This window comes from Paenibacillus sp. FSL M7-1455, assembly GCF_038004655.1.
Taxonomy (GTDB): domain Bacteria; phylum Bacillota; class Bacilli; order Paenibacillales; family Paenibacillaceae; genus Paenibacillus_AQ; species Paenibacillus_AQ cookii.
Window position 1 is genome coordinate 327,436 of the sequence record NZ_JBBORO010000001.1, and the last position, 14,413, is coordinate 341,848.

At 51.3% G+C, this 14,413-nt stretch carries 10 protein-coding genes and 2 pseudogenes; 5 read left to right on the forward strand and 7 right to left on the reverse strand.

Translation table 11 applies throughout. The annotated features are described in order from the left end of the window. Window positions 1-33: 33 nt before the first annotated feature. From NYE48_RS01490 to NYE48_RS01505, 4 genes are all read right to left on the reverse strand, one after another. Complete coding sequence (locus tag NYE48_RS01490) at window positions 34-1,011, reverse strand: proline dehydrogenase family protein (RefSeq protein WP_212949418.1); 978 nt, start codon at window positions 1,009-1,011, stop codon at window positions 34-36. Between the two features lie 73 nt (window positions 1,012-1,084). After that, window positions 1,085-1,897, reverse strand: a complete 813-nt coding sequence (locus tag NYE48_RS01495; protein ID WP_340996445.1) for an AraC family transcriptional regulator — start codon at window positions 1,895-1,897, stop codon at window positions 1,085-1,087. Window positions 1,898-1,997: 100 nt separating this feature from the next. Next, window positions 1,998-2,759, reverse strand: coding sequence for a MerR family transcriptional regulator (locus NYE48_RS01500; RefSeq protein ID WP_036713332.1), 762 nt, complete (start codon window positions 2,757-2,759; stop codon window positions 1,998-2,000). 11 nt (window positions 2,760-2,770) lie between these two features. Continuing rightward, on the reverse strand, window positions 2,771-3,646 hold the full coding sequence (locus tag NYE48_RS01505; protein ID WP_340996448.1) for a CPBP family glutamic-type intramembrane protease: 876 nt from the start codon (window positions 3,644-3,646) through the stop codon (window positions 2,771-2,773). 336 nt (window positions 3,647-3,982) lie between these two features. Between NYE48_RS01505 and NYE48_RS01510 the strand changes: the two genes are divergently transcribed. Further along, the gene (locus NYE48_RS01510; RefSeq protein ID WP_036713330.1) at window positions 3,983-5,344 is read left to right on the forward strand and encodes an FAD-dependent oxidoreductase; all 1,362 of its coding nucleotides are present in this window, start codon (window positions 3,983-3,985) and stop codon (window positions 5,342-5,344) included. Between the two features lie 118 nt (window positions 5,345-5,462). Here NYE48_RS01510 and NYE48_RS01515 read toward each other — a convergent pair whose 3' ends face one another. Beyond that, a complete protein-coding gene (locus tag NYE48_RS01515; protein WP_036713329.1) occupies window positions 5,463-6,395 on the reverse strand; it encodes a hypothetical protein in 933 nt (310 codons plus the stop codon). Between the two features lie 219 nt (window positions 6,396-6,614). Here NYE48_RS01515 and NYE48_RS01520 point away from each other — a divergent pair, with 219 nt between their 5' ends. Further along, complete coding sequence (locus tag NYE48_RS01520) at window positions 6,615-7,577, forward strand: acetylxylan esterase (RefSeq protein ID WP_340996451.1); 963 nt, start codon at window positions 6,615-6,617, stop codon at window positions 7,575-7,577. Between the two features lie 626 nt (window positions 7,578-8,203). Here NYE48_RS01520 and NYE48_RS28160 read toward each other — a convergent pair. Further along, window positions 8,204-8,520, reverse strand: a pseudogene (locus NYE48_RS28160) (transposase); the annotation flags it as partial. A gap of 391 nt (window positions 8,521-8,911) precedes the next feature. Here NYE48_RS28160 and NYE48_RS01530 point away from each other — a divergent pair. The 3 genes and pseudogenes from NYE48_RS01530 to NYE48_RS01540 all read left to right on the forward strand — a co-directional run. Further along, window positions 8,912-9,115: pseudogene (locus NYE48_RS01530) on the forward strand (oligosaccharide flippase family protein); the annotation flags it as partial. A gap of 140 nt (window positions 9,116-9,255) precedes the next feature. Next, window positions 9,256-10,815, forward strand: a complete 1,560-nt coding sequence (locus tag NYE48_RS01535; protein ID WP_068700626.1) for an IS5 family transposase — start codon at window positions 9,256-9,258, stop codon at window positions 10,813-10,815. Then, window positions 10,806-12,281 (forward strand): putative polysaccharide biosynthesis protein, encoded by a 1,476-nt coding sequence (locus NYE48_RS01540; RefSeq protein WP_340996454.1) that lies wholly within the window; start codon window positions 10,806-10,808, stop codon window positions 12,279-12,281. The genes NYE48_RS01535 and NYE48_RS01540 overlap by 10 nt, the downstream gene beginning before the upstream one ends. 143 nt (window positions 12,282-12,424) lie before the next feature. Here NYE48_RS01540 and NYE48_RS01545 read toward each other — a convergent pair whose 3' ends face one another. After that, window positions 12,425-14,317: a discoidin domain-containing protein gene (locus NYE48_RS01545; RefSeq protein ID WP_340996455.1), complete on the reverse strand. Its 1,893-nt coding sequence runs from the start codon at window positions 14,315-14,317 to the stop codon at window positions 12,425-12,427. Window positions 14,318-14,413 lie beyond the last annotated feature (96 nt).

The window sequence follows — 14,413 nt, forward strand, 5'->3', positions numbered from 1 at the left end:
TTTAGGGTTAAGCCGCGCAAGTTCCTGTATCCGTCATTGGGTTTGAAGCTCGTAAGCAAGGCAAGGGTCGGCCGCTTCCCCGCCGGCCATGTCCGCGACGGCCCGGTATAAATGCGGCGGATATTCGGCGATCCGGTGACAAAGGTACAAAAACCACTCTTGTCCATAGGTGATGTAGATGCGCACGGGGAAGCCGGCCGCCCTCAGCTTCGCGGCCAGGCCCGGGCGGAAGCCGTAAAGCATATCGAATTCGGCGTTTCCGGCGTCGAGCCATCCGCGGCGGATCGCCTCGTTGATGATTTGCTCGTCATGCGTCGCAATGGATACGTGGTGGCCTTGTCGGATCGCGTCGTGAACCAGCTCCAGATAACGATCGTTCAGTGCAGCCGAGCGGGGCAGAGCTTGTCCTTCCGGCTCCCGGAAGGCCCCCTTGACGATCCGGATGCGGCGAGGCGAATGGCTTAGGTCCGCCAAGTCCTGCCGGGTGCGGTGCAAATGCGCTTGCAGCGTGATGCCGATGTTCGGGTAGCGGGAGGCGGCCTGCCGGTAGACGTCCAAAATGCGATCCGTTTTGGCAGACTCCTCCATGCTGATCAACAGCTCCGCCTCGACCCTCAAGGCTTCTTCGGCCAATTCGGTCAACAGACGATAAGCCAGATCCGTATCCACCGACAGACCGATATGGGACAGGTCGAAGCAAACCCGATCGCCCGCTCCGTTCAACTCCCGGATGATCGTTTTCAGCTCTTCGGCAGCCGCCTGGCATACCGCCCGATCTATCGTATTTTCGCCGATGTATTCCAGGGAAGTCCTGTACCCCATGTCCGCAAGTTTGCCGGCGGCATCCAGGCCGTCCCGGCGTTCCTCGCCGGCGACGTACTGCCTCGCTGCGCGCCGCAGAAGCTGATAGAGCCAAGGCGTTTGCTCCACAAATGATTTCACGTCCGGGCGTCTTGCCACCGATTTTAAGGCGTCCGCCAGACGCCGCTCCCAATCGGGTTCATGGTTCATATCGCAAGCCTCCTTTTCTTTATGCCTTTAAAGTATACAAAGGCTCGGGAGGCTCGTATTGTAAATTATTGCTCTATGGCATCCGGGTGGAGACGTACCGTTGGGGCGTCACGCCGACGATTTTGAAAAAAGCCTTCGAAAAATGGCTCTGGTCGTAATACCCGGTCTCAGCAGCAATATCCGCGATCGGCCGCCTTTTCAAAAGTTCGGCCTTCGCATGGTTGATCCTCAGCAGGTTTTGGTAGGCGTGAGGCGGCATGTGCGTGCCTTTCTTGAAAAGGCGTATGAGATGGAATTTGCTGACCCCCACCGCTTCCTCCAGCCTTTGGAGCGTAATCCGCTCATGATAGTGGGCATGAAGGTATTCCTGAATCCGGCGGATGTACGGCTGTTCGCACCCGGGTCCTGATGGATGCTCCAGATCGAGCGTATTTCGGCTGGCGAGCGCATAAATCAACTCAACGGCAGCGGATTCGGCGGCCAACGGTTCGTCCGCCCCGGCGAGAGCGTCCGCCACCTGATTGATCAAGCGGCGGCAATATTGATTTTTGTGCCCTTCCAGTAAAAACGGGATGCGCAGCGGTTCCGCCATGGCCGGCTCCAGTTGGTCCAGCCATTCCGGCTTGATGAACAACATTTTATATTTCCATGAATCGAGGGAGGCGGGGCGGCAGGCATGCAGCATGCCTGGCGGAAAACTGATCGCCCTGCCCGTCTCTACCCGATACGCGTGTCCGTCGCACCAGGCTTCCGTTTCGCCTTCGTCGATCAAGCCGATCGAATACTCTTCATGAAAATGCTTCTGATAGGCCAGATCGCTTCGCGTGCATCGTTTGGCCTCCAGGAAAGGCAAATGTTCGTTTCTATAAAAGGTTACATTCGTCATAGAATTCTCTCCATCCGGTGTCCGACCCCAAAATTACAAGCGAGATGACTCCTTGAGCGTAAGGGGAGTTAGTCCATCATTCGCGCGGAATGCAAATGGCTCAGCTTGTGCTTTTTCCTGTGTAGTATTGCTCCAGGATCTGTTCGATGTAAATCATAACCTCCCGGTCCATGCCGTAGATTTTGGCGGCTTCGCCAGGCTCCGGTTTGATGTAATCCCAATATTTTAGAGCCAATGCCTCGTCGTCTTTGAATAATTGTTCGGCATAAGCCGCTATACGGGCAGCCAGACGTTGGGAGCGCCCGGACGCGGGAGAATCGTTGAGCTGCGCCCGCAACTCGTTTAGTATATCGGCCCATTCCATGGCAAGCGGATCGGCAGGTTCATGGGACGGCAGCTTTTCCATTTCCTCTTCCGTAAAGAACAGCCGGCGAATCTGCCGTTTTCTGTCCGGCTGTCTTTCGATTTCACGGATAAAACCGAGCATCTCTTCAATCCGGACTTCCTTGGTCGCCCTCATGGCATAAAGCGATGATTGGAGCAGATGCTCGACCTTTTGGATTTCTTCCTTCTCTTTTTGCAGCTCCGCGATTTGGCGCTCGATGACGCGGACCCATATGTCGTAATCGTCACCCGTTTGCCGCTCAAAATGTTGATCGAACATCTCCTTGATCTCGCGAAGCCGAAACCGCATTCGCTTAAGGAGCACAATTTGCTGCAGACGCATGACATCCCCCGGACCGTAAAGCCGGTATTGATTGTCCGGGCTGCGTTTGGGCTTTAACAGATTCATTTTTTCATAATAATGCAGCGTTCGGATCGAAATGCCGGTTTTTTTGGACAGTTCCCCGACCGTATACAAAATTTTTCACCTCACCTCTTTTTTGCGCGAATTCGGCGAACCGTAAGCATGCACGCAAGAATAAGGGCTGCAACCACGACCGTCATAAAAAACAATATAAACAATTCCCCCGTACCAGGCATCGTTTCATGATACGTAAACAATCTTTGCTCCCTCTGCAGCACGGCAAACCTGGAAATTTCAAGATACGCAAGATGAAAACCGATGGGGGCCCAGAGGCTGCCGGTCGCTATTCTGAGCAGCTGCAGCGCGGTCCCGAAACATAGCAGAAGGATTACGTATTCGGCGTTCATCTGAGTGGCCATCCCCATTCCGCTAAGCCGCTGCAGGCAGGCAACCGCAACCGGAACGAGCACGAACATGGCAAGCTGAAGCGGGAAAGCGGCAAGGGCAGGAAGTTTCAATCTCAGCGTGCTGTACGCAAAACCCCTTAACACGGTTTCTTCCGGCAACGCCTCGTAGAGGAAAGCGAACATGATGTTGACCGCGATGCTCCCCAAGAGCTCCGGAGAGAGATGCCATTGCGCAATGCCGATCCATCCCTGCCAACACGCAATGATGAATCCGAAGCCTGCAAGGCCGACGGCAAGACCCGCTCCGATGAGGAGATGGACGATTCCTTTTCGAAGGCGATCGCCAACAATATCGCTCCAAGCTCTGCCCAGCAGCCTCGTTTGAATATAATAAACGGCCGCAAGGCTAATGGAACTGATAATTCCTCCTTTACTTAATTGGACAACGATGACATTCGCACCTGCAAGTTTGAGCAATCGGCCGGCCGCTGTCGCTGCGTACAAGCCGATTGTCAGGGACAACCATCCCAGGAGGACGGCTGTTATCCACGTTTTGGTTTCCGCGCCGGTTGGCGAAGTTTTCATTGATTCCATCAACTTTTCCCCTCCTTGGCGCTATTGTAAACCCTCTACTATAGGTCAGGGTCAAGAGGGGTCTGGATCAAGACGTTAAATAATGCGAGCGCTTCTTGAGGAGAAACGAAGATGCCGTCGGATTATTTGTGAAAAAATGAACAAATTATGAACTTCGTGCATGAACCTATTGATTTGTGAAAAAAATCACAGTATACTGTGAATGTGAAATAAATCACAACTAAACATTACAATTCGAAGGTTAAAATGCAGCGGCTTCACGACAGGCATGAACTTTTAAATTTCTTTAGATGAAGAACCATCGGACTTACCGATTATATTCGAGGAGGAATTACGATGAGAATTGCAGTGATTGGATGTACCCATGCCGGAACGGCAGCGGTGGCGAATGCAGCCAAGCTTTACCCTGATGCCCAAATTACCGTTTATGAACGCAACGACAACATCTCGTTTTTATCCTGCGGCATTGCCTTGTATGTAGGCGGCGTCGTGAAAGATCCGGAAGGCTTGTTTTATTCGTCGCCGCAGCAGCTGGCGGATTTGGGCGTCGTGACCCATATGCGCCATGAGGTGCTTGCGGTCGATACCGATGCAAAAACGATGCAGGTGCGCAACCTGCTGACCGGAGAGGTATTCAAAGACTGCTACGATAAATTGATCGTCACGACAGGCTCTTGGCCGGTCATTCCGAAGCTTCCGGGCATGGAGCTCGGCAACATTCTGCTCTGCAAAAACTACGAACATTCCAACACCATCATCGAAAAAGCGAAACATGCGAACCGCATTACGGTGGTCGGCGCGGGTTACATCGGCGTTGAGCTGGTGGAGGCGTTCGAGCAAAGCGGGAAGCGGGTGACTTTGATCGACAGCGCGGACCGGATTTTGAACCGGTATTTGGACGGCGAGTTCAGCAGCCGGATCGAAGACGCGTTCCGCGGTCATGGCATCGAGCTGGCGCTGGGGCAAACGGTGAAAGCTTTTGAAGGCAAAGATGGGCTTGTCAGCCGCGTCATCACCGACAAAGGCGAAATCGAAACGGATATGGTCATTCTTTGCATCGGCTTCCGTCCGAATACCGAACTGCTGAAAGGCCAGGTGGATATGCTGCCAGGCGGCGCCATCATCGTCGACCCATACATGCAAACGAGCAAAAAGGACGTGTTTGCGGCCGGCGACAGCTGCGCCGTGCATTACAATCCGACCGGGAAGGCGGCTTACATTCCGCTGGCTACGAATGCGGTGCGGATGGGACTGCTGGCGGCCCGCAACCTGATGGGACCAACGACGAAATATTTGGGCACGCAGGGCACGTCGGGCCTCAAAATCTACGATCTCAACCTGGCTTCGACGGGACTGACGGAAGGCGCCGCAGCCGACGAGAAGATCCATGCCGAAGCGGTGACCGTCAATGACGCTTACCGTCCGGAATTTATGCCTACGGCTGAGACGGTGATGCTGAAAGTCGTATATGACAAAGAGAACCGCCGTCTGCTGGGGGCGCAGATCATGTCCAAGGTCGATCTGACGCAAGCGATGAACACGTTGTCGGTATGCATTCAGAACGGGATGACGATCGACGAGCTGGCTTTCGTCGACTTCTTCTTCCAGCCTCATTTCAACAAGCCTTGGAACTTCTTGAATACGGCCGGCATCGCCGCGCTGCCGAAGCTCGTAGCGGGCGAACTGCAGCACGCTTGACCTGACCGCACGAAAAAAGGTCATCGGGTCATCTTTAGGGATGACGCCGATGGCCTTTTTTACGCCGTTTTGAAGGAGTAAGCGAACGCAAACATCTGCGGACGATAAAGCGAAAGCCTTAATCCTCCGAATGTTGTTTTTTCTCTTTGCCTCCCACCTGGAAGCCGACCTGGCCGTCATGGCTGCCGACGTTGCCGCCGACCTTGAAGCTTACGCCCTGGCCCCCGCCTACTTGGGCACCCGCGTGGGCGCCGAGGCCGTGATCGCCGCCGATCTGCGCTCCCGTGCTGAAGGCTGCGCCTTGACCGCCGCCGAGCTGGCCTTTCACATGGGCGCCGAGGCCGTGTTCGCCCCCGATTTGGGCTTCGGTGCTCAGTCCGATCCCTTGCTTCAGACCGGCATGGCCCTCGGCCTGCACCTGAATGCCGTATTTGCCGCCGAGATTGCTTTCGGTTTCGAATTGGAAGCCTTTTGTTTTGTTATCCAGGTTCGCCCCTCCCTGGACGTTCAGACCGTATTCCTCCGCGCCGACGTGGCTGCTGACCTGGTTGCTTATGCCATGTTTGTCGACCTGGGTTTCTGCCTGGAAGCCGGCGCCGTGTTTGCCGCCAACTTCGATGCCGGTGTTCATTTTGACGCCCGTATGGCTTTTTTCCGGTTTGGCCTTTTCGGGCTCAACCTGTTCCGCCTGGACGTTTTCCGCTTTTACTTCGGCGGGTTTCGTCTCCGTCTCCGGCTGAAGTTTAATCTGAAAGCCTTTGGAAGTCGGTTCGACCCGTGTAGGGTCCATCGCTGAGTAAGGCGCGTCATAAGGGATGCCGGGGTATGGAGCGGCCGGGAACGGCGCGTAAGCCGGGTAGGCTGGATACCCCGTATAGGCCGGATACCCGGTGAACCCGCCTCCGTAAGGAACTACCCGTTCCGGCATGGGCCAGAAATAAGGCGATGGAGCAAACGGGCCGCGGAATGTATAGGCAAACGGATAATAGGCGAATGGAACCGGATGTATGTGCTGGAAGGCGGGCCCGAAGGGATAGCTGCTTGTCGTCATGAGATAGAACCTCCAGATCAAATTTGATGATATAGCCTATTCAATGGGGAGAGAAATGACACATATATTATGTTTTGCTTTTGGGGGAATCGGGAGCGCTGCAACCGGCACCGGGCAAAAGAGGGGACGAAAGGCGGGGGCCGGGTCGCATCTGGAAAAAAAGGGGTTGTCAACGGGAGTGCGAATCTGCTTAAATCAAATAAAAAAGGGTGATGACGAATGCCGCTAGTGGATATGCCCCTATCGGAGCTGAAAAAATACCAAGGGATCAATCCCAGACCGCATGATTTCGACGCTTATTGGGAGAAGGCGCTTGAGGAGATGCGCGCCGTAGACCCGCAGGTCGAGCTTGTCCCGGCTGAATTCCAGCTTCCGTTCGCGGAATGCTTCCATTTATATTTCACGGGTGTAAGCGGTGCCAGAGTGCATGCGAAATACGTTCGGCCTAAAGGGAGCGCCGAACCGCATCCGGCCGTGCTGCTTTTTCACGGGTACACCGGACATAGCGGCGATTGGATGGACAAAATGGTGTATCCGGCGCTCGGCTTTTCCATCGCGGCGCTGGACGTTCGCGGGCAAGGAGGCCTGTCCGAGGATACCGGCGGCGTATCGGGCAACACGCATCACGGCCATATTATCCGCGGACTCGATAACGAGGATCCGCACCGTTTGCTGTTCCGGGACATTTTCCTCGATACGGCGCAGCTGGCTTCGATCGTCATGAACATGCCGGAGGTCGACGCGGACCGCGTCGGGGCGACGGGTTGGTCGCAGGGCGGTGCGCTTACGATCGCTTGCGCTGCGCTTGAACCGCGCATCAAAAAAGCGGCGCCGGTTTATCCGTTCCTGAGCGATTACCGCAGAACCTGGGAAATGGATTTGTGCAAACACGCTTATGAAGAACTCGGCAAATATTTCCGCATGTTCGATCCGCAGCATCAGCGCGAGGACGAAGTTTTCACGAAGCTGGGATACATCGATATTCAAAACCTGGCTCCGCGCATCAAAGCCGAGTGCCTCGTCGGGGTCGGCCTGATGGACACCATTTGCCCGCCTTCCACGCAGTTCGCCGCCATCAACAAAATCCCCGGGCCCGTGCAGCTTGAGATTTTCCCGGATTTCGGCCATGAAGGCTTGCCCGGGCTGAACGACAAGATCATTCAATTCATGAAGGATCTCTAAGATTCAATAAGGACGGAACCCTAGAATAATCCTCTTTTAGTAAACAAGAGAACTAAGACACCGTTAAAATCGGCTTAATCTTGTTGAACGAAGGGGATTTTTCATATCTGGTGATTAGAACAATCCTGTATGACCGTGCACTTTAGCAAGTGCCTCCACACTATTAGAACAGGAAGAGCAAGGTTGGATTGGTGGTCTGGATCCTCGCGTAGAAATGGACGGGCTGATGCTTGGGCGCGTTGGTTTTGGTTACTCATGCCTCCGTTTTATTGATCCAATAATTCCATCAGTGCTAGCATTGGAACTTCCCAAGATTAAGTAACTAGTAATTCATTAACTATAAAGTGAAATAGAACAGTAATGACAGTGAATTATTATTTCACTGTCATTATTCCATTGCTGAACATTCGGGAATTATTGTTGACAATAAACGTATTCTGCTTGTATTAATATGCTAATGTTGTTAGCAGAGTTACGGGAAATTATTGCATATTTTACTTTTTTGACCATGTTGTATATATTTATAGAAAGTGCCTTCACTATCATCGTTCTAAGTTAGGAACTAAGAGGTAGTGTCAAGAATTTTGTGTAAATGTAGATTTCCTGGTCTTGTAGGTGCAACGGTTTTAGTCCTTGGTTGTGAACATAGCCTGCAGTTCAGCACGTGCAAGATCAAAACCCATATGGCAACGTGTAGTGAAGCGCTGGTTATAGTCCTCAAACTGTGCCACCAGGAATTTTTCTAGGGTTTCTTCGAGTCGATTCGAGTGGAATTGTTCTTTACGTTTGCTGTATTTCTTTATCTGCTTGTTGAAAAATCTCTATAAGATTCATTGAGTAGATACTTCTCCAAATTGAATTCGGGAAGCTATGGGTTATCACGTAAAGATTTAACGACTTTAGGATAGACAGTTTTCCATTTATCGCAGAAGTTCTCAAGAGCAGCCTTATAAGGTGCAACGTTTGCTGCTTAAACTCTCCGTTGCGATCTCTAGGAATGTTAGCTTTAGGCCTCCGTAATCGGTGTGTAGCCACCGTTTCTAAAGTTTCCAGATACGGTCATACTTTTCATAGTCCAAGAAGGCGGTTAATTCCGTTTCTAACAAGCGATTCATAGCTGATTCCAGGTGCTTGCGGAATACTTAGTCACATCCTGTTTTGTGACGAGCTTGGACTAAATCTGATTTAAAATGATTCATAGGGAAGACCTCTTTTCTATGGTTTGTTGTGTGGTAGCTCAATTCTACAAGAAAAGGTCTTCCTTTTGCTATTTATCTATTTACACAAAATATTTTATGCCCTCATTTTTTTCGTATTGAAAGAAGGTAACTTCCTTGTCTAAGAAAGAGTCTTTTATTAAGGGTACGTTGATTCTTGTAGTGGCCACATTGATGGTTCGTGTACTTAGCATTGTTCAACGTGTACCACTTGAGCATGTGTTTGGGGATACTGGGAACTCTGCATACGGACTTGCTAATAATCTTTATTTGATGTTGCTAACAGTAGCTTCCGCAGGAATTCCTAGTACTTTAAGTAGGGCTTGCTGAATAATCAAAAAATCCTTATCTCACAAGGGTTTAGAGGCACTATTGTCGAATTCATCTGCAAAGAAAACACGGAAAATCGGTAAAAAACCTTGCAGATGGAGTGAGCGAAAGTGTTCGTGCTGAATCGAGATATGGCAGACTTGTTGGAAAACTTCTATTTGCCCTTTGGCGGAAAATTAAATCCAACCAATCGGTGGGTGCAGCTTGCGGCGATCATCCCTTGGGACAAAGTAGAAGAGAAATATGTGAGCTCGTTCAAGTCCCCAGCCATCGGCCAAAAGGCGTACTCGGCACGTATCGCCCTCGGCTCGCTCATCATCAAAGAGCGCCTTGGTTTAAGTGACCGCGAGACCACCTTACAAATCCAGGAAAATCCATATTTGCAGTTCTTCTTGGGCTACACCGCGTATGTCGATAAAGTGCCGTTTCATCACTCCCTGCTCACGCATTTTCGGGAACGGCTCGGCTTGGAAATCCTAGCTGAAGTCAACGACTGGATCGCCCAAGCCGCGCTGCAAGCAGAGCGAGAGGTCGAGGCGAAACCGAAATCGTCCAAGCGAGATCGCGATGACGACGACAACGACGCGGGCGGCTCGCAGCTCACCATGGAGGTAGGGGACGCTTTCTCTATTCCCGAGGAGCCCCCTGTTGTGGCGAAGAAACCCCGCAACATGGCGAAAAAGCTACACGTCCTGCCATCTACAGCCGCACCGACAGCGGAAGTCATGAACAAGGGCACCCTCATGCTGGATGCGACATGCGCGCCTGCGGACATCAAGTATCCGACTGACTTGGGGCTGCTGAATCACGCCCGTGAAATCCTGGAAGACATCATCGACGTGCTGCACCGTCCCCATGTCGGAGCGATGGAGAAGCCGCGCACGTACCGCGAGAAAGCCAGAAAATCGTACCTGAGTGTTTCCAAGCAACGCAAGGCATCGGGCAAGGTGATCCGCAAAGCGATCAAAAAGCAACTTGGCTACGTGGGACGGAATCTGCGGATTATTGAAGCCCTCGTAAAGTATACGCCTCTCACGGAACTGAGCAAAAGACACTATCGCCAGCTTCTGATCATCTCGGAGCTCTACCGTCAGCAGCGCGAAATGCTAGAGAAGAATACGCATGTCGTCGCCGATCGCATCGTGAGTATCGAACAGCCGCATGTACGTCCGATGGTTCGAGGCAAAGCTGGAGCGAACGTGGAGTTCGGCGCCAAAATCGCCGCCAGTCTGGTGGACGGTTACGCTTGGATCGAAACGGCACAATGGGACAGCTTCAACGAGGCAACCACGCTGCAAGCATCGGTGGAAGCGTACAAACAGCGATTCGGGTATTATCCCGCCGTCATTCTAGCCGATAAAATCTACCGCAATCGAGACAACCTGAACTATTGCAAAACGCTAGGGATTCGCCTTAGTGGCCCGAAGCTCGGCAGACCCTCGAAAGAGCAAAGTGAAGTCGCCGATCGTCGGCAAGAGCGCCAGGACGCTGTACAGCGTAATGCGATCGAAGGAAAATTTGGAGAAGGCAAGCGCAAATTGGGCCTAGGTCGCATTCGGGCGCGTGGCGCCGAAACCAGTTTGACCGTCATCGCCCTTCAGTTTCTGGTCATGAATCTGGAGCGGCGACTGCGTGTTCTCTTTTTGCATTTTTTCAGACTGCTTGGGTTTAGAGACTTGCGTTGGGTGTAGATGGAACGAATCTTGTTCAGCAAGCCCTAAGTAAAATGATATCCGAGCGCTATGCTCTAAATAAGCCCCAAGAGGTAAGTCGGATATTTCGTGCAGCGTTGATCTTTTCGGCAATATCTGGCGTGTTAATGACACTCCTTTTATATTTAGCGGCACCGTTCTATGCGGAGTACATTGCAAAAGTACCTGAAGCTTCTCTGGCGATTCGGGCGATAGCACCTGCTCTGCTTTTATTTCCTGCTACTGCGATAATGCGAGGATACTTTCAAGGACGAGGGAATATTACAGCTTCTGCAATTTCTCAGATAATTGAACAAATTTTACGGGTGATTACAGCCGTTGGACTGGCTTTTGTAATGCTGGGAATGGGATACTCCGATAAATGGCTGGCTGCGGGTGCCTCCTTTGGCGGCGTTCTAGGCAGTATTGGTGCTTCTGGAGTCATGCTATATTATTTGTTGAAAAGACATAAAGAGGACCAAGTAAACTCTTCAGTTGTATCTGCTCACGAAGAAACCATTATACCTTATACACAGATCTATTTGGATATTTTCAAGCTTTCAATTCCTATAGTACTGACTTCCCTTGCTGTTACTGCTGTAAACTTCATTGATGGTTCAATTGTTAAGATACTTTTGATTGGACAAATTGGAGAAGTATTGGCGGAACAGATGTTAGCATATCTTACTTCACGTGCACAGATGGTAGCTGGGATTCCACCCATTCTTGCAATAGCACTCAGCACATCCCTGATACCAGTAATTTCTGCTGCGTTTACTCGAAAAGATGAAGATCATCTTCGAAATCAGGTTACGTTAGCGATGCGGATTGCAATTCTGACAAGTATGCCGATTGTAATTGCACTAAGTACGGCTTCTTATTCCGTTAACGGGCTGTTGTTTAAAAGTTTAGATGGCAGCGATATCGTCGGTCTTTTAACACTCATGACAATTTTTCAAGTTACCATGATGATCAGTAATTCAATCCTACTAAGTTTAGGTAAACCGAACTATTCTATGGTGAATGTTGCGATTGGTATTGCAGCAAAGGTAGCAGGAAGTTACATTCTATCATGTTTCTTAGGAATATACGGAATTATATTTGCAACTGGACTGTGTTTTTTCATTATTACTATTTTGAACTTATATGCTATAAAGAAAATAGTACCGTTCTTTATTATGGGAAAACGTTGGATTGGATTCTTAATAACTATAATAGTTCTTTCGGGAATAGGGTATGGTCTAAACCTAGCAGGGATACAAATGGTGTCGATTTTACCTGATCGCATTGTGTTCTTCCTGACTTGTTGTACCGTTGGCATAGTGGTAGTTGCCCTCTATCCAATCTTTCTGGTTCTGCTGCGAGTTATTCGGCAAGATGATCTAAAAGACTTTCCTACTCCTTTGCGCAAAATCATATCACCATTTATGAGGCTTCAGCTGTCTAAATCGGTTGAGCGCAAATAATATTAAACTTTACCAATTGTGAAAGGTTGCAGGAAAATTAAAGGGCCTTAGTCCAATGAAAATCAGGACAAAGGCCGCTTGCAATGTCTACTTGATAGGGGGGCAGTTCACATCTGTTGGATGGTTTAGGACTGCCCCGTCGTTCAATTGGCTTGAATCATGTCAATTAGATCTTGTATCGGACGCATTTCGCGGTTGGCATCATACGGATAGCGGTTCAGCAGTTGCAGCAGCAGTTTATGCAGATTTCCGTTGTTCGTCTGCTGCAGAAGCTCATCCATTTGCGCAATCAACTGCTTATATTCCTGAATATGATCCGGGCCGTACACCTCGAATTCGAAGAAGGAGTTTCCGAATACGGTGGCGCGTTTGATGCCCTGGAATTTAACGTAACGCGCCTCCTGCGGATCGAATGCAATGATGTCCAGGGTGCCTTTGGAGGAAATAGTTCCATCCCCGCCGGAAACGTTCGTCCAATTCTCCTTATCCGTCGATACGAACAATTGGTATTTCTCCGCGTAGGCTCCCTGCCACTTGATGACGACCTTGCTGACGTCTTTCGGTTCGCCGAGATCGACGATAAACCAAGCGTCATCCACGTAAGCGCTCGACCATCTGGAGAGCGGGGACAGGTCCCCGTCCACGGCTTTGTCGGGCGAGTAATACGGGAATTCGGTTTCGGACGATTCAGCGGCTTTATGAAGGGCCAAATTGTCGCTGCTAAGCAGATCGATCGGCTTGTTGTAGATCATGACGTTGTCCAGCATGCCGTTAAACGCGTTCGTATCGCTTCCGATCCGGAGCGTCGGCAGCACGAGCGTATGCAGTTTCGGGGCTTGTTCCTCCAGCCTTTCCACATATTCGTCCAGGTTAACGAACAGCGTCACGCCTTTTTTGTCGCCTTTCAGCGTGATATGCGTCCACTTGCCTTCCGGAACCGCATAGTTGAACGTGCTGTCGTAATGCTCTTTCGTAAACCCGAGCTTTCCGGAAGCGCCTTGTTTGAGCTTGAGCGTACCGGCAGGGGATTCCATCAGTACGGCATTGTCCGGGTTGCCCGGGTCGGGTTTGATCCACATCGATACCGTCCAACCGAAACCTAGGGACTCGATCGGCGTTTGGATGTAGCTTTTCCCGCCGTTCAGGCGGGCGCCTTTGCCGTATTTCCCGTCGGCCGTGTCGACGTTGACGCCCTTGCCGTCGAAGCGGTTGCCGGATTCATCCTTGAACCGGTTTTCAAAAAGGTATTGAATGACGCTGTTTTCATCGTTATCTACGGCGATCTTGTGGGACAGGTCGGCGTTCGGCGCGTCGGCTATGGCTTTCGCCCGCTGCTCGAATTTCTGGAAGGATCGGTCTTCCCGCGTTCCGGTCCACATTTTTTCCGATACGGCTTGAATGCCGGGAAGCAGCCGCTCATGCGAATCGTCCATCGATAAGCCGTTGGCGTCGGACACGTCGTTCCATAAGCAGAACATGCCACCTTTGACGCGCGGATGCCCGTAAGGAAGCGTGGTCGTTTCCCATTTGACCGGCTCCCACTCGTTATAGAGGAATTGGGAATTCAAATAATCGCCGTATAACGTAGGAACGATGTACATGTATACGTTTTGGGCATTGACGACGTCGTAGCCGAGATCGACCGCCTGCTGCGCCGAACCGTAAGGCTCATGCCAAATATTCATCGTCGCGTCGGTGCTGATCGGGGTCACGCCGTTGTATTGGGTGAGCCCGCCCCACAGATGCGGACGTTTGCCTTTGCTGTTGATATGCTTGATCAGCGTATCCATGTACCCCCGGAAAACCTCGACATCCGGTCCGTGGTATTCGTCCGTGCCGATGTTAACGTCCGGGCCGATGAACGTCGGGTCGCTTCCGTCCAAATATTCATCGAATAACGATTTCACGAACCGAACGGTTTCCGGTTTGGAAATATCGAGGTTGCGGCTCTCACCGAGCGCCGGATTGTAGGAAATAAACGCGCCGGAATGCCCCGGCGTATCGATCTCCGGAATGACGTTGACGCCGTATTCCATGCCAAGCCGCTGCAGGTCTTTGAACTCCTGCTTCGTATAATGGCCGTTTGGACTCGCGAGTCCGGGAAGGTGGTGCTTTCCAAACGGAAGGCGGCG

Bases quoted from the DNA above. Each gene is read 5' to 3' on its own strand.
- NYE48_RS01490 (WP_212949418.1), bottom strand. From the start codon at position 1,011: ATGAACCATGAACCCGATTGGGAGCGGCGTCTGGCGGACGCCTTAAAA.
- NYE48_RS01495 (WP_340996445.1), bottom strand. From the start codon at position 1,897: ATGACGAATGTAACCTTTTATAGAAACGAACATTTGCCTTTCCTGGAG.
- NYE48_RS01505 (WP_340996448.1), bottom strand. From the start codon at position 3,646: ATGGAATCAATGAAAACTTCGCCAACCGGCGCGGAAACCAAAACGTGG.
- NYE48_RS01510 (WP_036713330.1), top strand. From the start codon at position 3,983: ATGAGAATTGCAGTGATTGGATGTACCCATGCCGGAACGGCAGCGGTG.
- NYE48_RS01515 (WP_036713329.1), bottom strand. From the start codon at position 6,395: ATGACGACAAGCAGCTATCCCTTCGGGCCCGCCTTCCAGCACATACAT.
- NYE48_RS01520 (WP_340996451.1), top strand. From the start codon at position 6,615: ATGCCGCTAGTGGATATGCCCCTATCGGAGCTGAAAAAATACCAAGGG.
- NYE48_RS01535 (WP_068700626.1), top strand. From the start codon at position 9,256: ATGGCAGACTTGTTGGAAAACTTCTATTTGCCCTTTGGCGGAAAATTA.
- NYE48_RS01545 (WP_340996455.1), bottom strand. From the start codon at position 14,317: ATGGAATACGGCGTCAACGTCATTCCGGAGATCGATACGCCGGGGCAT.